We start from the raw sequence: 20,691 nt of genomic DNA, 5'->3' as shown, positions 1-20,691 counted from the left end.
AAGTTACATTATCCGATATGAGGAATTGGTTTACTCACTGCTGTTATTGTACCTCATCTATCTGAGAAACGCTATAGTAGTAGGTTCTGGAACTGGTTCTGCTTGGGGAACTGGTTGCGCTTGTGCCCCTGCGATATTGTTCTTAACTTCTACTAATTTTAAATTAGTGGTGCTGTCAAAAGTCCGCGAATACACTCCGGAAGTATACAAGCTCAGGCTTGTTGTATTACCTTGAGCGAGAAAAGCAAAATTAATTTGTGTGGGATTAAAGTTTCCAGCGAGGTTGTATGACAAACTTAATTCCGGGGCTTTAAAAGAGTGCAAACCGATCCCAAATTGAAATGAGTCTAAAAGAATGTTAGAAACAGTGTCAATTAATGCAAAAGATATACTACCTGTGGCGCTAGCCCGTTCTGATTGGGGATTAGTAACAGATGTTAAAAGATGTAAAATAGTCTGAACAGTGAAGGAAAAAGTTTCTTTTGCCTTAATAGAGAAGTCACCGATCACTGCTGCTTGACTTTGGGCTAAACCGGAATAGTTATTCCCGCTGCCTATGACTCCACTTTGCGAGAGATTTGCTGCCAGCAATTCGTGACAGTTAGATATAAAAGCTGCATCAGCATTCGCTTTGCTAATAACAAAACCCCTGGTCGCTCTTGTCTGAGTGTTAGTGTTAGTGAATGTACCTGTCCCAGTCGGTCTGTGACTGAAGTCGTCAATGGTTACTTCTGCAGCAGAACCTGCGATTATTGCAGCACTGCTAGGGGCAATGCCTACAGTCAAGCCGGTTACTAAAGGAGTTGCTAATAAAAATGCGATCGCTCCGGTACTGTGATTGAATTTCATGGTAGATTTCCTTAAATTTGAAAAATTTTAAGTGCTGTTATTGGTAACTTGTAGCGGTTGGTTTCGCTTACGTATTAATACTACCTATTTACTTAGAGATTTTTGTAAAGCTACTGTCAAGAAATCTTGTGTTTAAGTAAAAATTCTGTAAAGTTGGTCGCCACAGCTACTAAAAATACATTGTATGGGAGCTAGGGCTGCTGTTGACCTAAGTAAAATTACTGATTACTATAAAAAAAGTTAATTTTAAATAAATGCAATAAAAATTTATAATTAGTCTGGATAATATAATAAAGCACAAAGCAGAAAGAGTAATTATGTTGGAAATTAAAGACATTCACACTTACTACGGAAATATCCACGCTCTCAAAGGAGTATCGCTAACAGTCTCGCAGGGAGAAGTTGTGACATTAATCGGCAGCAACGGGGCGGGGAAAACTACAACTCTCCGCACAATTCAAGGACTGCTGCGCCCGCGCCAGGGCACTGTATTATTTGAAGGAAAGCCTTTAGAAGCACTATCTACAGAGGCGATCGTCCGTTTGGGGATTTCTCAAAGTCCCGAAGGGCGGTTGATTTTTCCGCGAATGACGGTGCAAGAAAACCTAGAAATGGGTGCTTATCTCCGCAACGATACTCTCGGTATCAAGTCCGATATGGAAAAAGCATTAAATTTATTTCCTCGTTTGCGAGAAAGAATTAGTCAAAAAGGGGGAACTCTCAGCGGCGGCGAACAGCAAATGTTGGCGATCGCCCGGGCTTTGATGTCGCGCCCCCGCTTGTTATTATTGGACGAGCCGAGTATGGGATTGGCACCGATGTTAGTCAGTCAAATTTTTGCGATCGTCCGCGATATTAATGCTGAAGGAACAACTATTTTACTGGTGGAACAAAACGCCCGCATGGCTTTAAGTGTAGCCCACCGCGGCTATGTCATCCAAACCGGTCAGGTTGTAGTCGCTGGTACTGCTAGTGATTTGCAGTCAAATGAAACTGTTCGCAAAGCATATTTAGGTGAAAGTTAAATATGGGCATTGGGCATGGGGCATTGGGCATGGGGCATTGGTTATTGAAACTGACAACTAACAACCAAAAACCAACAAATAACAAATAATATCGTTTCCGGTTGCATCGGTATTGTTCAAACAGTCAACAGTCAACAGTCAACAGTCAACAATTCCGGAGAAGTGCAACCGGAATTGATATAACAAATTACCCTATTTGCGATCGCAACTTCCCCGTTTCCAATTCCGTCTCAAAAGCCGCCCGCACCTTTTCCCACTCCGCTTGGGCTTCCAACAGGCGATCGCGCGCCGTACTCACATCAAAAACCTGTTCCCCTCCAGACTCAACCGCCACGCGACCCATATACTCCAACTCCTTGCAAACAGCAGAAAAAGACACCGCTCCTAAATTGGCGCTGCTCGACTTCAGCGTGTGAGAAGCCAGCTTCAAACTATCAGCATCGCCGAGAAAAATAGCCTCCTTAATAGTTTCTAAATGTTGCGGTGCGTCTTCCAAATATATCTTAATCAGCTCCCCCAAAAAATCTGGGTCTTCATCATCGTCTAGCTCGCGGAGATTTTGCAAAATATGAAAATCAATCGGCGAATCGGCTCCCGGTTGAACGCTCGAAGATGCCGCAGTATCACTGTCAATGCGATCGGAAATATCTGGATTGTTTTGCTCAGTAACCGCCTCCAATTCATCCCGATTCAGAGGTGAGCACTTGCTCAAGGCGATCGCCAACTCTTCCCGGCGCACGGGCTTAGTAATATAATCGTCCATACCTGCTTCCAGACACTTTTCGCGATCGCCCTGCATCGCATTAGCAGTCATCGCAATAATTCTCGGCTTCTTGTTAGCAGGCCATTCCTGACAAATGCGGCGCGTCGCTTCCAACCCATCCATGTTAGGCATCTGCACATCCATCAGCACAACATCGTAAGATTGCCGCTTCAGCGCCTCCAAAACCTCCAACCCATTAGCCGCAATATCAGCCCGATATCCTATCCTGTCGAGTAAATGCGTAGCAACTTTTTGATTCACCACATTGTCCTCGGCCAGCAAAATCCGAATCTGACTAGAATTAGCTGCATCCTGTCCAGCAGAATTGGTTCCAACCTGCCTCAAAACAGCAGGCGTCCGCTGCACGCGGTGCTGTTCTTGAGAATTTTCAAAATACTTCAATCCCGAAGTCAAAGTCGCCACATTTGAAACTTCTCCCCTGCCGCTTCTGCCAGTAACATATCCAAAAACTTGCAGCAACACATTATAAAACTGGGACTGTTTTAAAGGCTTAGTTAAAAAAGCAGAAAAATGTACTTCTGTAGTTTCAAGTTTTTTCCAAACTTCCGCCTTACTTAAATAAGTAAACAGCACCAAAGGTAGTGCTATTTTGCGAGTGTTTTTAACGATGGCATTCGGATTTAGACCGTCCCCGCCAGACAAATTGCTCAGCTCAAATTTCCGAATCTCCACAGCCAAAGCCACACCGTCCATATCGGGTAGATTCATCGCCAAAATAGCTAAATCGAGCGGCGAGTTTCCTTTGATGATTTCCAAAGCCTCAGCACCCGAAGTTACAGCCACGGGTATCATTCCCCAAGACTCTGCCTGCCGGATCAAAACTTGCCGATTAATGGCATGATGCTCAACAATTAACAAGCGCTTACCAGCGGCAAATTCCGGCCTTTTTTCCTCAGCCCGGATGTCATTCGCTTCAGCAGTCACCGTGAAATAAAAAATCGAACCCGAACCGGATATTGACGGCGGAGTAAATTCTGCAGGCGACATTCCAGCGATACTTTGTCCGATCGCAGAAACGGCCGGTTGAGACTTAGAACTTCCCGGAGTAACCTGGCTGACAACCCACATTGTACCCCCCATCATATCGCTCAAACGCTGGCTGATAGCCAGTCCTAAACCTGTCCCGCCGTAATGTCGCGTTGTCGAAGCATCCACCTGCGAAAAAGCTTTAAACAGGCGATCCATCCGGTCTGGCGGAATGCCAATTCCCGTATCTTGCACAGCAAATTGAATCTCGTATTGTCTGCTACGTGCCAACTCTCCTTGGTTAATTGCTAGCGGTCGCGGCTCTAGAATATTAATTTTATCTGGCGAACTGTTAGCAGCTACCTCTTCAATTTGCCTAGCCGTACAGCACACCACAATTTCTCCAGATTCTGTAAACTTAACTGCATTTCCTAGCAAATTTACCAAAATTTGGCGCAGCCTTGTGACATCTCCTAAAATATTTTTCGGAACAGAATCATCAATAAAGTAAGCCAGCTCTAAACCTTTTTCTGAGGCTCTCGGAGCCAGTAATTCTAGAGATTCTTCTATACAGTTTTGCAGCTCGAAGGGGCTGCGTTCCAAATCCAATTTTCCAGATTCAATCTTAGAAAAGTCTAGAATATCGTTAATAATAGTCAGCAAAGCATCGCCGCTGGTACGAATTGTCTCCACAAAATCCCGCTGTTCAGGAGTTAGTTCCATATCCAGCAGCAAGCCCGTCATCCCGATTACCGCATTCATCGGAGTGCGGATTTCGTGACTCATAGTCGCTAAAAATTCGCTCTTAGCTCTATTAGCAACTTCCGCCGCTTGTCGTGCTTGATCCAAAGCTTCATTTTGCTCGGCTAACTGTCGCTGTCGCTGAACTTCCGTTTCTAAAAGTTGTGCTTGAGCTAAGGTAATGCCGACTTGAGCGGCAACATCTTCTAACAGTTCAATTTCGTCGGGATTCCACTGGCGAGTTGCATCGCACTGGTGCAAAGTAATAATTCCATTCGGTTCTCCTTGATAGGAAGTGCGAACAGCCAACATAGATTTTAATCCGATGCGGCGGCACATCGGCCCCGAAGATTCCAGCAAAGGATCGGCAAACACATCGGGAGATGCCAGGGCTATATCCTCAGCGAGGAGTTTTTCGGTGTACGGGTTATAAGTGACAGAAAGTTCTAAATCTAAAGCCGATTCGTGACCGGGTTCTAAGTATTCTGCGACGCAAGGAAGGTGGGGATAAGGTTCGGAAAGATAGGTGTGAATTGTACAGCGATTGACACCAAATACGCGGCCGATTTGGGTGGCGGTAGTTTGAAAAATTTCTTGAGTGTCTAAGGTCGATCGCACTTTTTGAGTAATTTGTTTGAGTAGTAAAACGCGCTGGTACTGACGTTGCAAAGTTCGCTCTCGCTCTTCGCGGGCAATTTCTGCGCCGATGTAATTGCCCATCAACTTTAAAATTTCAAAATTCAGCGGTTTAAAAGGAGATTTAGTGGTGCGGGAAGTAAAGCTCAAAGTGCCAAAAATTCGCCCTTGCACTATTACCCTCGTCCCCACAAAAGCCTCCAACTTGCGGACGCTGTAAGCGGGATGGTTGCGCCACTGAGTAGTGCCGGCTGATTCGACAGAAATAGGTTCGCTCGATCGCAAAACCTCTCGCTCAAAGGTTCTGCTCAAAGCAAAACCGTCTCCTTTAGCAAATCCAAAGGGAAAATCTTCCGGTACATAAGCCGCAATCACTTCGTAGCGATCGCCCAAAACCCTGCCCAACAGCCCGATATCCATCCCAAACTGACTACAGCCCATTGCCAGCAACCGGATCGTTCGATCGTCAAAAGAGCCTTCCGAGGTCACCATTACCTCGTAGAGCGATCGAATTGCGCGCTCGCTTTCCCGCAGTTCCTCAACTCCTTCGAGGCGGTTGCAGACATCGTGCAAAGTCCCGAAAATTCCCGCTATTTCGCCTTGGGAATTCCGCCGGACTTGGGCAAATAGTTCCACGGAAACAAAGCCGGAATTACTGTGAATTCCCAAGGAGTTTTTACCCGGAACCGACTTGGACTTAAATCGCAGTTCTCGGCGTTCAAATTCCGACTTCCCCGACAGCAAAGACTCCAATAAATTTGCACATTGCTCGCGCTCCTGTGGATGCACCCACTCTAAAAAATTAGTTTCCAAACTTTCGGACACCGAATAATTCGTAATTTCCGTCCAAGCGCGGTTGAGAAATTTCCAAACCCCCGCCGCATCTATGTGGAAAATTACTGTTGCTTTCAAAGAGTCAAATAGATGGAATTGTTCTAGATCGTGTTCGCGGTTTTTGACTACAAACTGCTTGTTTGGAGTAATATCTGTATGAGTTCCTACTACCCGCAGCGGTTTCCCGGTAGCGCTGCGTAAAACTTGACCTCGGTTCAGCACCCAGACAGTGCTGCCGTCTTTACAGTACATCCGATATTCTGCTGCAAAATCCGGTGTCTTTTGGGCGAAGTGGTCTTCTAAAGCTGCCTTTACCGAGTCAATATCATCTCTGTGGATGCGACTCCACCATTCCGATCGGCGATTCGAGATTTCCCCTTCTTGGTAGCCCAGCATTTCTTGCCACCGCGCCGAATAAAAAAACTCATCTGTTTCGAGATTCCAGTCCCAAATCCCCTGATTGTTGACTGCAGGGGGGAGATTTGGCCGCTCTACGAAACTGTGGTGAGAAATTTCAGCCACCTCGTGGCTATTTGCTGCTGTCCGCTGTATTTCTGCAGAGAGTTTTTTGTATTGAGCGTTGCTAGATTCTAGCTGGCGCTGCAAAGCGATCAAGCCAGAATGCAGAGATTTTGAATCAAGGGCTTGTAAAAGGATAGTTTTAGGATTGATAATCCCGATCGGGTGATTTGTTTCGTTAATGACTAATAAAGGCAACTGGCAGTAGTGTTTTTGCAGCAGCGCGACGGCTGCTTCGAGGGTAGAGTGCGATCGCACCAGCGGCGGCGAACTGCTGCAAATTGATCCCGCTTTAATTTTGTTAGAGTCTCTTCCCAGCGCCTGCAACTGCACAATATCCCGCGAACTTACCACCCCAACCAGTTTGTGAAGGTTGGGATTTGTAAATTTGGAATTGTGAGCCGCACCAGTCGATTGTTGATCGGGAGTTTCAGTGATTAATACATAACTAACATTGTGTCTAAACATCAGTTGCGCCAAATAGCGAACCGAAGAATTAGAAGGAGCGTGAATTATTCGCGAGCCTGCTATTTGAGGGATTTGATAAAGTTTAATTAAATTTGCGGGTAGCTCTAATTTCTGATTCAGAATTGGCAGTGGCGGAGGGAATGCGAAAGCCGCAGGTGGCGAAGCGCTGCTAATTGCTTTTGGTGTAGATTCCCCAATTCCCTGCAACATTTGCACCAAGCTTTGAGAGCTAATTAAACCAACAAGTTCTTCAGCCTCGCTGACGATCGGCAAATGGCTGATCTGATTTTTCTCCAAGAGATTTGCTAAGGCAAAAAAGTCGGGAATTTCCGATTCTCGGGCTACAGTTACGGTTCGGATCATGATTTGCTCGATCGCAAATCCGCTCAAAGCAGCCCCGATCGAATTTAGCTGTACGACATCTCGCGCTGTAAAAATCCCCAGCACTGTCTGGCCGCCCGCATAGGGAGCTTTTGAGCCGTTGAGACCCAGCCCGTTGCCTCCTGCGTGTACCGCACGCGGTACGCCGTTGTAGAAACCCGACTGTTCCCGCGATTGTCGGGAAGTTCCGTTCATGAGATTTCCGAGTTGAAAATTCCCGCGCGGTTCTACCACGAGGACGTAACTGGCTCCTGTGCTACTCATCAGCTCGATCGCCTTTTCTATGGGCGTCTCAGGGGTGACGGTGAGGGGATTGCGGTTGATGACCTGACTGAGGGAGGGAATAAACATCAGGGGGCATAAAAGTGATATTTGTTGGAAAAACCCGATCGCAAGCAGCAGATTGATTGAGAGGCTTTGCCCGCGAGATTTCCAAGCGCGCTCAAAGTTTCTGTACGATTAAACTCACCCCTACTTCCAGCATCTTGGCATTTAAAATTAATTCCGTGCCATATCCTGATAATTGACGGCTTCTGACTTTCAGAACCAATGCTATCTGCCAGACGGCGGACACGAAGGCGGGCAGGCAATTCCTCGCCTAGCTTAACTGCTGCGGGTTTACGAGCAAGAATTTCTGGGATTGTCTAGACTGCACCCTACTTTCTGGCCCTCAACGGAACTCTCGCTCGGATTCTGTTTGAGGCAAGATACCTGCACGCTACCAATTTACCAGCGACAGGAGGGGAATCACAACAGGACGACTTAGGTATGGCAGCTGTGCAATTAGGGGTTCGAGGGTTCGAGGGTTCGAGGGTTCGATGGCCAAATAGGCAGAAAATAAATAATTCTGAGCATAACTAATTCTATCTTATCTCAATTATGGCCCAGAGGATTTGAGCTTCAATTCTGGCGATCGAACTTGATGAGAATAGCGCTGTTCCCCGCCAGTGCAAAACTCGCATTTCCGCCCTTGGGCCTTAAGCTACCAACAACCTCATCCATTGTTTTAGAACTGAACTCTCGCACCGTGCCATTACCCGTTTTTATCAGCTCCGAAATATCAGCATTAACAGTGTAAGATGTTGCTCGGTCATTGACAACCAGCAAGTAAACATTCTTGCTAGCATCAAGAGTTGCAACTGCCATTAAATCCGAACTGTTAGTGATAGGAAAAAATGTAGTTTTTCCGCCCTGCAATGCCCTAATTCCCATCCGCAAAGCATAGTAGCTCGCGCGCCGTTTTCCCTCATCACCTAGCAAACCTTCCGCCAGTCCCTGCTTACCCCAGTCGTACAAACAGAATATGTGACTGCCGTAAATATAATTATCCCCCGGTTGGGAACCTCGAATCAAATTCTTAATCAAATTTAAAGCTAAAGATAAATCGCCGTAGCTAATTTCGTAAGTTCCCCATTCTCCTACCCAAAGCTGCGAGTTAGCGCGGACAGTACCGTTCATCCAGCCGCGCACTTTGCGGGTGTAGTTAGAAATATCTGCATCGTAGTTGTGGACATTGACTGTATCAAAATAATTCGGTATTTCCTGCAAAGCACTAGCGGGCCAATTGCTGCCTCCTACGGTTTTCGGGCCGTGGATGCGGTAAGTGCGCGAAGGCAAATAAGTTTGGTAAACAAAGTCGATCGCATCTTTTGCCACCTTAACCAATTCAAAATAGTCAGCCCTAGTCCCGCCCCAACCCTGATCGCGATTATCCGGTTCGTTGTGAATTTCCCAATCATCAACGCGGTAATCATTGCGAACATTCAGCCAATAAACCGTAGCAAAAACGTGTTCCCACCACTCGTTCCAATCTTCTCCTGTGCGCGGCGGATTCAGTTGCAGCGCCCAACTCGGATTCCAGTTATTGTCAACATTCCGAATACTCACAACCGGGCGAATATTTACTTGTTTGAGACTATTAAAAATAGTCCGGGCATTGCCTTGCCAAACTCTACCAGGTTTTCCCGACCACCAATAATCGCTACCCTGGGGCGGAGTGGTCATAATCTGATCCCAATGCGCCCAATTAATTATATTTGGATTTGCCTTAATTTGGGATATTTCCGGCCAGCCGTATTTACCATCATCGTCTTCGGCTTCCCATCGGGACATCCCGCCGTAAATCCGGTAGGTATTAATCCCCAAATCTTGCAAATCTTTGATGTCGAAATTGATATTGCCCTCGACTGCACCGATGTAGCGAGTGCTAACACCCGCAGCAGTGCCGGAAATTTTAATTGTTTCGATGTTTTGAGCAAAAGTTGTCATTCCGCTGAACAACTCTAGGGTGAGGGCAATTAAAAAGCCGATTGTAAAATTCCGAATTGTTGTTTTTTATAACACTGGGTTAATAACTAATGACCAACTGCCTAATACCTACTGACTAATTAACTTCAACCGACGCTGAAGTTCTCCCGCCGCCGTAGCAATTACGACCGCCAAAATCGGGTGCAGCGGCTCACTGTAGCGAACTTCTGCATAAGTGAGCGCATGAATGAAAGTAAAATAGGCACAGACTAGCAACAGTGGCAAAAACTCCCGCCAGCGATGCCGCAAAACTATCATGCCCAAAGCAGCAAATACAGGCCAAATTCGTGACGCTAAAATGCCGACAATCTGTTGTAGCGAAAAGAATCGCCGCATTACCTCCACATTAAACATAGCATGATCGGGCCAGTCGCTTACAGGGTTTCCCAACCAGAAAAAAACTGCCTTTTGCAAACAATACCAGAGATAGACAGCAGGCTCGCGGAGGATGGAAGCGATCGCCCGTTTGGTAAAATAGCGATCGCCCTCAATTGTAAAAGCATTGTGTCCGCCATTCCGCTCCGGATTTAGTTCTTCCTGCCAAATCTGAACCATATCGCGTTTTGGCAGTTTTTCATAAGCCAAATGATAAAACTCGGGACTTCCTTGCCACAGTATCGCCGTAGAAACGCTGTAAATCAAAAAAGTCTTGTGAGTTCGATAATTGTGGTAAGTCCAAGGTGCAGTAATGATGATAACTGCGCCCAAATAAGCAATAAACAAAGCAATCTTGCGCTTAAAATGCCATTCGCGCGGCATCAATAGCGGCACAATTGCTGGAAGCAACATCCCTGTCGGTCGACAAAGATTCGTAATTGCCAACAGCGCACCTGCTAATGAAAAACTTTGCCACTGCGGCTGTTCCAATGCCCACAGCAAACCCAGCACGGTTAAAAGTATTAAAGGCGTGTATAAAACCTCTGTTTGCAGCCGCCTGACATGAAAAATGAGGGAGGGATCTATCGCAATTAATCCAGCCGCTACTAAGGAACTTTGAGCGCCAGTAAAACGCCGTGCCAGGATAAAAGTTAGCGGTATGATTGTCGCTCCCAAAAAAGCTTGTACGTAGACTACAGATGCGGGAGAGCGACCAAAAATTGCATAGCATCCAGCCACAAAAAAGGGATAAACTGGCGTCCGGCCTGGTCTCTCAAAAAAATAACCGTTCAGCAGATCGTATGCGAAACGTTCATAGCCCGGTTCGTCGCCTCTGAGACGGGCGGGGGTATCGGGGAGAGTTTGGTTGGTGCGCCACGCCAAATAAAGGCGCAATGCCAGTCCCAGCAGCGTTAGACCAATCAGTACCCAGACAATTATGCGGTGATTTCTTTGCTGTGGCACTTCTGATATGTCTGGTGTCATAAAAACTGACTACGAAGATTTGATTTGCTTTCTCCCAATTTTTTAGGTTGGGAATGTCAAAAATTATATCATTCTAGCTTCCATCTTTTGCGAGAATTGATGTTTTTTTCCCACGGATTATATTTAATGTGAACGGGCGAGCAGAACGCCTCACGGAACAGCCAGACATCGATCGCGCGATGCAATTGGTCAAAGAACACAACCCCACACTTTCACCCGCCATCAATCGTACCTGGATTGACTCGCTGGGACGTGCGGAGGTAATTGCAATCTACCGCATTCACCCCAGCGAAATGAGCGGGCGCACGACAGAGGGCATCAGCAGTCGGTGAATGTCTCTGCTGGCATGGGAATAATAATTTTCTGAGTGAATCGCGATCGTCCTACTCCCAGGCTCAGTAGCATTCCGATCAAACTGGATATGATATTAAATCAACTTACTTGCCAAAAAATCTCTCATGTACCGATTCACTAACTGCGGCTCTTCCTGGTGTACCCAGTGGCTGCAATTGGGAAGGTACTGAATCTGAAAATCCCGCACGTAATCTGCGGTTCCATAGGTTAACTCTTTGCCCAGGGCAACATCTTTTTCTCCCCAAATCATCAGCGTCGGAACTTGCAGCACGCTCCAATTCTGGCGATCGAGAAATCCGCGAGCAATATTGCGGTAATAATTGATAGTAGCAGTCAGAGCGCCCCGTTTGGCAGCGGCATCTTTGTAAGCTTCGATATCTGAGGGGCTAAAGGTGCTTTTGTTAACTGCCATACCTTCCAAAGCAGCCGAAATTGCCTGATAGTCGCCCAACTGAATTAACAACTCCGGCAAAACGGGCAACTGAAACAAAAAGATGTACCAACTTCTCAGCAATTGTTGGGGAGTGCGTAACCCTTCAGCAAACTTGGCGGGATGTGGTAGATTCATCACAATTAATTTATCCACCATTTGGGGATAAGCATAAGCAAAATTCCAGGCGATCGCACCTCCCCAGTCGTGACCAACTAAGACGCAACTTTCGTATCCCAAACCCTGAATAATGCCCTTGACATCTTGCACAAACTCTGCCATCACGTAAGCAGATTGATCGTGAGGTTTGTCGCTGTCGTTGTAACCCCTGAGATCTACAGCCACTACTTTATAATCTGAGGCAAATTCTGGGATTTGATGTCGCCAAGAATACCAAAATTCAGGAAATCCGTGCAGCATCAGCATCAGCGGCCCAGAACCTTGAGTGACATAGTGCAGTTTGATGCCGTTCGTAGGGATAAATTCGTGTTTCCAAGCAGCTTCTAGCACAGACATATTTAATGCTTTCTTTAGCTTTAGAAAAATCGTAGCAGTTACTCTGTTTGAGAGGAACCAACTTTAGGCAGATCTAGCAATTCTCCCAGCACTTGTAAACTCTTCCTTTTCTGTTCCTGTGTGGAACAGGCGTCCCGTCGGTGGTTCTTCGCAAAAGGGCTGCGTAAAAAAAAGCCGTAGCACGGGCGAGGGCTAGACGCCATCGCCCCTTTCCCGAAAAGATTGCTATCTCAGGCAAAATAATAGTATAATATTGCTGGCATATCAACAACTGTCAAGCCCAAAATTACTCATTTTTGAGCGCGCGAAAATCCCGAAGCGCAACATTTTGAGGTGTTGGGATGGTGCCAGTTCAATAATTAAGATCGGGCGAGTGTACTAGGAATTAAAGGAGTTAATACTATGTCGGGCGATCGGCTGCAAAACATTGTTAACCGCTTGACAGATCGTCTAAAGCGCGACGTATTAGTTGAAAAATCCCTCTACGACATTCGAGAAATTTTGCAGAGCGATCGCGCGGTGCTTTATCATTTTTACAAGCAGTGGCAAGGTCGAGTGACTTACGAGATGTTGAGTGCGATCGAACTCTCAATCTTGGGTTCAACGGGGCCAGATGAGTGTTTTAACGGCGACCACGCTGCTTTGTACGAAGCCGGCAGAGTTAGAGCAATTACAGATATTGAAGTAGAACCAATTCACCAATGCCACCGAGATTTTCTGCGTAGCCTGAAAGTTCGTGCCAATTTAGTTGTGCCAATTTTAACGAACAAAGGACTGTGGGGGCTGTTAATTGCTCATCAGTGCAGCGGGCCCCGCACTTGGTCGCGATCGGACATTGAATTCATGCAAAGAGAAGCCCAAAATATGGCACTTTCTCCTACAATTCAAGATAGTTAATCTTTCATCCAAAATCCTGCTTTGTGACAGTTGGGGTCAATTGTCTGTGCGAGCGAAAATTACCAACCAACCAGAATCTTGTCCCTATCTAGCCCGATATCCATCTAACTTTTCCAAACCTTTACTGAGAGGAGATGTTGTCAGAATGGCGTTCTAGGGTTAAGCGGGGGTTTGTAGCGAATTCTTACTTTTCATCACCCAAGTGCTCTTTATCTTGTTCTAATCCATCGATTAAATCGTCGCGATTTTCCTGAGTCTTAAGAAACTCTTCAGTACCCTCTAAATTTAAATTTTTCAGAAGGTGCCTTGCTTGTTTAATACCTTTTGGTGTCAAAACTACTGATTTAATCTGCTGGGGATTACGTTGCTCCTCTAATAGACCATCTTCAGTCAGAAGATCCAAAATTTCAAAATCATGCCCCTTCCAAGCACGTCTGCCTCTAAAGCGAGATTGATAACCTAACTCGTCTTCCTCATCCGATCCAGATACATATAATAACGCAAGTGTCAGAGGTATAGCAATCCTATTGTATCGATTAGTTCGTTCTTCTTTAATTGCACGCTCTACAAGGTTGTAACCCTGTTGCCAAGCAGACCCTTTGTCATTACATATTTCTGTACATAAAATAGTATCATTGGGCGAAATACACTTTGTATAAAACCCTACTGCTTCTGAGCCAACATAAATGGTTACAGACCAATTACAATAATTTCGAGTTTCGGGTTTGAAAGGTTTAGCCATAGAGCGCTCTCTTTCCTGATTTCTTGAACGTCTGCTGTTTTTTTGCCATTTCCTATTTTGAATCTGCCAATCGTTGTTGCTTTGCGATTTTGATCGCTCTGTGCTGTCTACTGTCGCAACTCAGAAACGAAGCGAGATAATGTTCGCGCTCACCGGACGCAGATAACCTTTGCAACTGAACCAACCATTTTCCAGCGTTCCGGTGCAAAATGGTTGGTATGCCATGCAACCACTTCAGCTTTTGTTTGTCACGCTGCCTTTCCTGTGCGCTCCCACCACTGCTTTAACATCTTCTTTCCGTATTCCGCAACCAATTGTAGTCGGATGTATTCATTCCAGTCATTTAAGCTAAGTTCACTCCACAAACCACCTTTCTTAGCCGTTGCACTTTCCTCGTCAAAAAACCTTGGATAAGAAACCTCAGTGTGGGCTGGTATATTGTGTTCTGCAAGCACTTGAAGCAACGAACGACTTTCAAGAAAACGTGTTATTCCAGCTACAAAGGAGTAGTCACATGGATTGTTAGAATTTGCTGTCAAAACGATAACCATATGCCTATAGAGTTGTGGTTCAGCCTTTAAAATATCGATGTCATCCAACATAGCCTGTGCTTGGTTATCCTCTAGTACGTAATCTATCCATTTAGAACCTACGTTGTTGTAATCCTCAACTGTTTCTGGAAGCCAGAAAGTTCCGATCACACTACTAGGATGATGTTTTACTAATGCTGCCATTGTGAAACCACAATCAGTGTATCCGATATTGAAAACAGTACCATTCATAACTTTTCTTCTTCTCCCTATGTTGCTACCGCTTCTACTGATAGATTGTATTGCAGTTGCTGTATAATAACCACTATAATCGAATAATACCGCAGCTCGATGATTTTGCAAAATTTATTGCTGAAGCCGGATGAAGTTGCATAAATCCCACGCAATGTAAACCATTGCCGAGCATTTAATTTCTCATAGATATGGATAGCTTGTCTCCCTAAAACTTCGGGTGCATTCTGTCCTTGTTCGATACCAAACAGGACTTACGCACTCCCACCAAAGAAACAAACCGGGTTTTTTACCTTTTATGTCGGCTACAATGCGTATTTTCGGAAAAAACCCGGTTTCTAGATCCCTGTGCGTAAGTCCTACCAAATTTAATATTAACTAACGGCTACAGCCTCCCCTAAAGGATGCTGCTGCAAAACCGCTTGCAAATACTTCCCAGTATAAGACCTCTGATTTGCCGCCACATCCTCCGGCGTCCCCGCCACAATAATTTCGCCGCCCTTATCTCCCCCTTCAGGCCCCAAATCGATCGCCCAATCGCAGCACCGAATCACATCTAAATTGTGTTCGATTACCAAAATTGAATTCCCCTTATCCACCAATCTTTGCAGGACATTTAACAAATGGTGAACATCATAAAACGACAAACCAGTCGTCGGTTCATCGATTAAATAAAGCGTCTTCCCAGTAGCGCGGCGCGACAGTTCCGTTGCCAATTTTACCCGCTGCGCTTCGCCCCCAGAAAGCGTGGGCGCCGGCTGTCCCAACTGAATGTAACCCAAACCAACATCAACCAAAGTTTGCAGTCTGGCGCCCGCCCTGGGAATATTTTTAAACATCTCCAAAGATTCCTCTACAGTCATGTTCAAAACATCAGAAATCGACTTGCCTTTGTACTTCACTTGCAGCGTTTCTCGGTTGTAGCGCGCACCCTTGCAAACCTCACACTGCACGTAAACATCCGGCAAAAAATTCATCGAAATCACGTTCACCCCTTGGCCGCCGCAAGCTTCGCACCTTCCCCCTTTCACGTTAAAAGAAAACTGCCCCGCTTTGTAACCTCTTGCCTTCGCTTCAATGCTTTCGGCAAACAAATCCCGAATCACATCAAAGACTCCCGTGTAAGTAGCGGGATTAGAACGCGGAGTGCGGCCGATGGGAGATTGATCGATGACAATTACCTTATCAACCACATCCTCTAGAGAGCGTTCGCCTTTAGTTTTGAGGGCGTCCATATCGGGCGGTAAAGGCACTTTTTTGGTGATATAGTGTTGCAGCGACGGGTACAGCAATTCATTGATTAAAGTTGATTTTCCCGAACCGGAAACGCCAGTCACGCAGACGAGTTTTCCCAGGGGAATTTCTACATCAATATTTTTTAAATTGTTGCGCGTCGCATTTATGATTGAGAGAGCTTTGCCGTTGCCTTTTCTTCTTTCATTAGGTGTTTCAATTACTCGCTTTCCCGACAAATAAGCCCCGGTCAAAGATTCCTCGGCCGTTAGCAAATTTTCTAAACTTCCTTGCGAGATAATTTTGCCACCGTGCACGCCAGCACCGGGCCCGATATCGACAATATGGTCGGCCGCTCGCATAGTTTCTTCATCGTGTTCTACGACAATCAAAGTATTGCCTAAATCGCGCAATTTTGTTAAGGTTTGCAGCAGGCGAAAATTGTCTCTTTGGTGCAGTCCGATGCTCGGTTCGTCCAAAACGTAGAGAACACCCGTCAAACCAGAACCGATTTGAGTCGCCAGCCGAATTCGCTGGGCTTCTCCGCCAGAAAGTGTCATTGCTGCGCGGTCTAAAGTCAGGTAATCTAACCCGACATCGAGCAAAAATTGCAGCCTTGCTTTGATTTCTCTCAGGGCTAAATCGGATATTTGGAATTGCCGATCGCTCAATCCCAAATTATTTACTCGTTCGCGGCATTCGCGAATCGAAATACTGGTTAAATCTACAATTCCGTACTGTCCCAACCGCACCGAAAGCGCCTCGGGTTTCAAGCGTTTGCCCTGACAAACCTCGCAAGAACGATCGACCCGATACTGTTCCAACTTCTGCTTGATCAAGTCAGAACCAGTATCGTCGTACTGGCGCTGCAACATGGCAATCACGCCATTAAAATCTCTCCTCAAATCAGTGCTGCCCTCGCGCTTTTTACCTTCTGCGCTGCGCTTGGACTCATTGCCGTACAAAATTACCCGCTGGTGTTCGGGCCTTAATCGATACCAAGGAGTGTCGATATCAAACCCGCAAGTATCAGCAATACTGCAAAGCAAAGAGAGATAATAGGAATTGTCTTTGTCTGACCAAGGCGCGATCGCACAATAAAGAGGCGCTTTCTCGTCGGGAACTACCAACTCCGGCGCAAAAGTCCGCAAACTCCCCAAACCGTGACAGTTTTGGCACGCGCCGTAGGGCGAATTAAACGAAAATAACCGAGGGGAAAGTTCCTCCATTACCGCGCCGTGTTCGGGACAAGCAAAGTTTTCGGAAAATACGATCGGCCCCTGTGGTTCGGAATTTTCATCACTCGGTAACTCTTCAATTATTGCAATTCCCTCTGAATGGCGCAAACAAGTTGCCAGAGAATCAACTAAACGTTCTTCTAAACCTGGTTTTTTAATTAACCGATCGACAACTATCTCGATATTGTGCGTTAGATTTTTATCTAATTCGATATTTTCTGAAAGTTCTAAAATTTCTCCGTTAACTTTGACGCGAATAAATCCTTCCGCAGCTAAACTCGACAATAATTTGCGGTGAGTGCCTTTTTTTCCGCGCACAACTGGTGCCAGAAGGTGAAAGCGAGTGCCGTCGGGAAGCGCCATGACTCGATCGCACATTTCATCAATTGTCTGCGGCGCAATGCAGCGATCGCAAATCGGACAGTGCGGTTCGCCGGCTCTGCCGTAGAGCAATCTGAGATAATCGTAAATTTCTGTAACAGTACCAACTGTCGATCGCGGGTTGTGAGAAGTTGACTTTTGGTCGATCGAAATAGCCGGACTCAAGCCTTCAATCGCGTCCACATCCGGTTTGTCCAACTGTCCCAAAAACTGGCGCGCGTAAGCGCTGAGAGACTCCACGTAGCGGCGCTGTCCCTCGGCAAAAATTGTATCGAAAGCGAGGGAAGACTTGCCAGAACCCGAGACGCCAGTAAAAACGATCAGTCGATCGCGCGGCAGTTCCAGATCGATATTTTTCAGGTTGTGCTGTCTCGCACCGCGAACCCGAATCGTATTTTGGTTGTTTGAGTGAGAATTCGTCACATTATGCCCGTTGCGGGATGCACTTGGCTGGCTGTTTGAGGTTTCGGCGCGTTGGGACATGAGAGTAGTGCAAAACAGTGCTTAACCATCTTAGCGCTGCCGATCGAATTGCTGGCATCCAAACTCAAGAATATCAAAGAATTGTCAAATAAGTTTCCGTCGGCCCGTCGGGCAAAACCTTCAAACTTTGATGCTTCAAATCCACTTCTATTCCCAGCGCTTCCATCGGAATCACGCCTAAAAGTGGCGTTTTCCCCTCTGGCAATTCCAAACACTCAAAAGTCCCTTCGCGCCCGCACAGAGAAATCTTGGCATCTTGAAAAATCCTCGCCTCACTAATACCCGTGGCTGTTTCCACCACCACTTGCTTGAGGATTTTCAAACCCAGTCTGGCGATGACATCTTTAGGCAAACACAAAGTTGTCGCGCCCGTATCCACCAAAACATTTTCTAGAGTAAAAGACCTGACTTGCTCGATTGGAATCAGACCATCTTCGGCTTTTCCTTCATCTAGCCGATTCGTAATTACTAGGGTTGTGATTACTTTTCCCATTGCGGTTTCCGTAGTTGTTTCCATTACGTTCAAATTATCATAAATTGCTGCTTTAATTATAGCGCACATATTTCCCCAGATTGTAAGGCGATGCACTCGCCCTTCTGCACCGCCCCCTGACGAATAGCTCTGGCTAAATCATCAAATTATTGCACCCCAATAAACTTGTGAGTTTGCAAAGATAGCCTGTAACTAGGATTTTGTTTCAGCAATTCCAAAATAATTGGAATCGCTGATTTTTTTGAGTTCCATTCTGGTTGCAAGAAAACCGGAATATTCACATTATTTTCCAAATGCTTGTGATAAAATTCAACTTCTTCGCCAGTGCTAATCACTAACTTAATTTCATTTGCTCTAGTCCAAAAAAGCTCTTGCACCGGATATTTAGGATTGACGTGTTCCTTCGGAGAAAGAGTAATCCAAGCCTGCGGAGACACATCCTGCCAGCAAGCACCCGAAGTTTCAATACTCACCTGCTTGTCAGCTTCTAACAAAGCTTCAACTAACTCCGGCAAATTCTGGTGAATGAAAGGTTCACCGCCAGTAATTACCACTCTCGGAGACTGCAATTGAGCGAGCAATTGTGCGATCGACTGCGGCACAGAGGGCAAACCTTTGCCCCCATTTTCGTAACCCGTGTCGCACCAAGGACACCGCACAGGGCAACCGGCCAATCTGATAAAATCAACTAAAGTCCCCGTCCAGTAACCTTCGCCTTGAACAGTACATTGAAAAGTTTCGTGAATCGGTAATTTTACCTGCAAATTTGAACCCAGCATTTGCGCCTCTGATTAACTAAAAAATACATCATTCTGTAGGGTGCGCCATCCGCACCTTACTCTCTACTTTTGAGTTTATAGGGTGCAGCACGCGCACCTTACTCTATATATAAAACTGACTTGTATATTCTTGAATAATTAGCAGTTTGTGGCAATTTTAAAATGAACCGCAAACCGCAAACAACTCTTTAATTATGCTGTTCAGGTTCCATCATAGTAGCCCAGCGACGTTTCAATGCCAAAGTCAGCCCGTCAGCAATGGGGACGACACTGAGAGTAACTCTGGGATCGTTACGCAATTTGTCGTTAAAAGTACGAATGGCGGTGGTACTTTCGTCTTGTACTTGAGGGTCAGCAACTCGTCCAGACCACAGAACATTGTCAATTACAATTAAACCCCCATTGCGTACAAGTTGCAGCGATCGCTCAAAATAAGCCTCATAATTTTCTTTATCGGCGTCGATGAAGGCAAAATCAAAGGTTCCTGCTTGTCCCTCGGCTATTAGTTTGTCGAGAGTATTTATTGCTGGGCCCAACTGCAAAGAAATCTTATTAGCCACGCCCGCAGCTTCCCAATAGCGTCGCGCGATCGCAGTATATTCCTCGCTGACATCGCAGGCAATAATTTGACCGTTAGGAGGCAGCGCTAAAGCTACGCACAGCGAGCTATAACCAGTAAAAACGCCAATTTCTAAGGTTTTGGTCGCTCCCATAAGCTGCACTATGAGCTCCATAAACTGACCTTGTTCGGGAGCAATCTGCATCATACCCATAGGATGTTTAGCAGTTTCTTCCCGTAGTGAAGCGAGAATATCTGGCTCCCGCAGAGAAATAGATAACAGATAATTGTAAAGTTGATTTTCTAAGCCAAGTGTTGAGTTCGCCATAGGTTTGTCCTTGCTGCTGACTTTTGATTTGAGATTGTAGACGCGCAGTTAATGGAAATCGGAGACTGTAGAGTTAATTTTGGCACCTATTTTGCTGTGGCTGATGACAGGTTGCAGTAGCAGTGTCTCGGTTACACAGAGGCAACTTGCAAAACGCGCGCTCTACTTGCAAATCAGTTTATCTCAGCCACAGGTGATTTAGCACCTCTGGAAAATAAAAATGGATAGAAGGGAGCGTTTTGAGATTGCTGCGTTGCTAGCAGGGTGTAACGCCGTTAGTGATAGCAGTTCAAAAAATGAATGCAACTCTACACAAGCTGGAAAGTCCTACATAATAAGCTATTTCCCATCTCAAATTTCCAATAAATCTCAAATGATATGAGTCGGGGAAAAAGTGACTTCATCCCGATCGCGAAGTAGACGAACTGCGAAAAACATAAGTATGTCATTGCCAGTGAAATGAAGCAATCCCAGAGGTTGTGATTCGTTTACATTTTGTTACATTGTCAAGTTTTTTTGTGTGGCTCTACTTAGGGCTTGCTGAATAATCGAGTGCATATTGCGTCGCGAAAGGTTTCGAGCGCGCGAGCGAGAATAAAGTGCA

Annotated in this window: 14 protein-coding genes; 3 read left to right on the top strand and 11 right to left on the bottom strand. The window is 45.8% G+C overall.

The window, feature by feature from the left end:
• Positions 1–57 precede the first annotated feature (57 nt).
• The gene (locus QUB14_RS26060) at positions 58–849 is read right to left on the bottom strand and encodes a PEP-CTERM sorting domain-containing protein (protein ID WP_333220668.1); all 792 of its coding nucleotides are present in this window, start codon (positions 847–849) and stop codon (positions 58–60) included.
• A 317-nt stretch (positions 850–1,166) separates the two neighbouring features.
• On the opposite strand from QUB14_RS26060, the gene QUB14_RS26055 reads away from it, so the two are divergent.
• Positions 1,167–1,874: an ABC transporter ATP-binding protein gene (locus QUB14_RS26055; protein WP_006631855.1), complete on the top strand. Its 708-nt coding sequence runs from the start codon at positions 1,167–1,169 to the stop codon at positions 1,872–1,874.
• Positions 1,875–2,061: 187 nt separating this feature from the next.
• Here the strand turns inward: QUB14_RS26055 and QUB14_RS26050 are convergent, their stop codons facing one another.
• From QUB14_RS26050 to QUB14_RS26040, 3 genes are all read right to left on the bottom strand, one after another.
• On the bottom strand, positions 2,062–7,554 hold the full coding sequence (locus QUB14_RS26050) for a response regulator (RefSeq protein WP_333220670.1): 5,493 nt from the start codon (positions 7,552–7,554) through the stop codon (positions 2,062–2,064).
• A 549-nt stretch (positions 7,555–8,103) separates the two neighbouring features.
• A complete protein-coding gene (locus tag QUB14_RS26045) occupies positions 8,104–9,471 on the bottom strand; it encodes a hypothetical protein (RefSeq protein ID WP_333220672.1) in 1,368 nt (455 codons plus the stop codon).
• Positions 9,472–9,579: 108 nt separating this feature from the next.
• Positions 9,580–10,872, bottom strand: coding sequence for a glycosyltransferase family 39 protein (locus tag QUB14_RS26040; protein ID WP_333220675.1), 1,293 nt, complete (start codon positions 10,870–10,872; stop codon positions 9,580–9,582).
• Positions 10,873–11,000: 128 nt separating this feature from the next.
• Here QUB14_RS26040 and QUB14_RS26035 point away from each other — a divergent pair, with 128 nt between their 5' ends.
• Positions 11,001–11,204: a hypothetical protein gene (locus QUB14_RS26035; protein WP_333220677.1), complete on the top strand. Its 204-nt coding sequence runs from the start codon at positions 11,001–11,003 to the stop codon at positions 11,202–11,204.
• A gap of 95 nt (positions 11,205–11,299) precedes the next feature.
• On the opposite strand, the gene QUB14_RS26030 is transcribed toward QUB14_RS26035, so the two are convergent.
• On the bottom strand, positions 11,300–12,172 hold the full coding sequence (locus tag QUB14_RS26030; RefSeq protein WP_333220679.1) for an alpha/beta hydrolase: 873 nt from the start codon (positions 12,170–12,172) through the stop codon (positions 11,300–11,302).
• A 402-nt stretch (positions 12,173–12,574) separates the two neighbouring features.
• On the opposite strand from QUB14_RS26030, the gene QUB14_RS26025 reads away from it, so the two are divergent.
• Complete coding sequence (locus QUB14_RS26025; protein WP_333220681.1) at positions 12,575–13,069, top strand: GAF domain-containing protein; 495 nt, start codon at positions 12,575–12,577, stop codon at positions 13,067–13,069.
• Positions 13,070–13,253: 184 nt separating this feature from the next.
• Here QUB14_RS26025 and QUB14_RS26020 read toward each other — a convergent pair whose 3' ends face one another.
• The 6 genes from QUB14_RS26020 to QUB14_RS25995 all read right to left on the bottom strand — a co-directional run bounded on the left by QUB14_RS26020 (position 13,254) and on the right by QUB14_RS25995 (position 20,087).
• Positions 13,254–13,811 (bottom strand): DUF6429 family protein, encoded by a 558-nt coding sequence (locus QUB14_RS26020; RefSeq protein WP_333220682.1) that lies wholly within the window; start codon positions 13,809–13,811, stop codon positions 13,254–13,256.
• 248 nt (positions 13,812–14,059) lie between these two features.
• On the bottom strand, positions 14,060–14,593 hold the full coding sequence (locus tag QUB14_RS26015; RefSeq protein WP_333220684.1) for a hypothetical protein: 534 nt from the start codon (positions 14,591–14,593) through the stop codon (positions 14,060–14,062).
• A gap of 374 nt (positions 14,594–14,967) precedes the next feature.
• A complete protein-coding gene (gene uvrA, locus QUB14_RS26010; RefSeq protein ID WP_333220686.1) occupies positions 14,968–17,928 on the bottom strand; it encodes an excinuclease ABC subunit UvrA in 2,961 nt (986 codons plus the stop codon).
• A gap of 73 nt (positions 17,929–18,001) precedes the next feature.
• Positions 18,002–18,445, bottom strand: a complete 444-nt coding sequence (locus QUB14_RS26005) for a retroviral-like aspartic protease family protein (RefSeq protein ID WP_333220692.1) — start codon at positions 18,443–18,445, stop codon at positions 18,002–18,004.
• 122 nt (positions 18,446–18,567) lie between these two features.
• On the bottom strand, positions 18,568–19,200 hold the full coding sequence (locus QUB14_RS26000; RefSeq protein ID WP_333220688.1) for a 7-carboxy-7-deazaguanine synthase QueE: 633 nt from the start codon (positions 19,198–19,200) through the stop codon (positions 18,568–18,570).
• A 188-nt stretch (positions 19,201–19,388) separates the two neighbouring features.
• Positions 19,389–20,087: a class I SAM-dependent methyltransferase gene (locus QUB14_RS25995; RefSeq protein ID WP_333220690.1), complete on the bottom strand. Its 699-nt coding sequence runs from the start codon at positions 20,085–20,087 to the stop codon at positions 19,389–19,391.
• Between the last annotated feature and the right edge of the window lie 604 nt (positions 20,088–20,691).

Origin of the sequence: Microcoleus sp. B3-D2 (genome assembly GCF_036705345.1) — a bacterium.
In the GTDB taxonomy this organism is placed as follows: Bacteria; Cyanobacteriota; Cyanobacteriia; order Cyanobacteriales; family Microcoleaceae; genus Microcoleus.
Note: the sequence above shows the minus strand (reverse complement) of the source record. Positions and strands in the feature narration are given on the sequence as shown.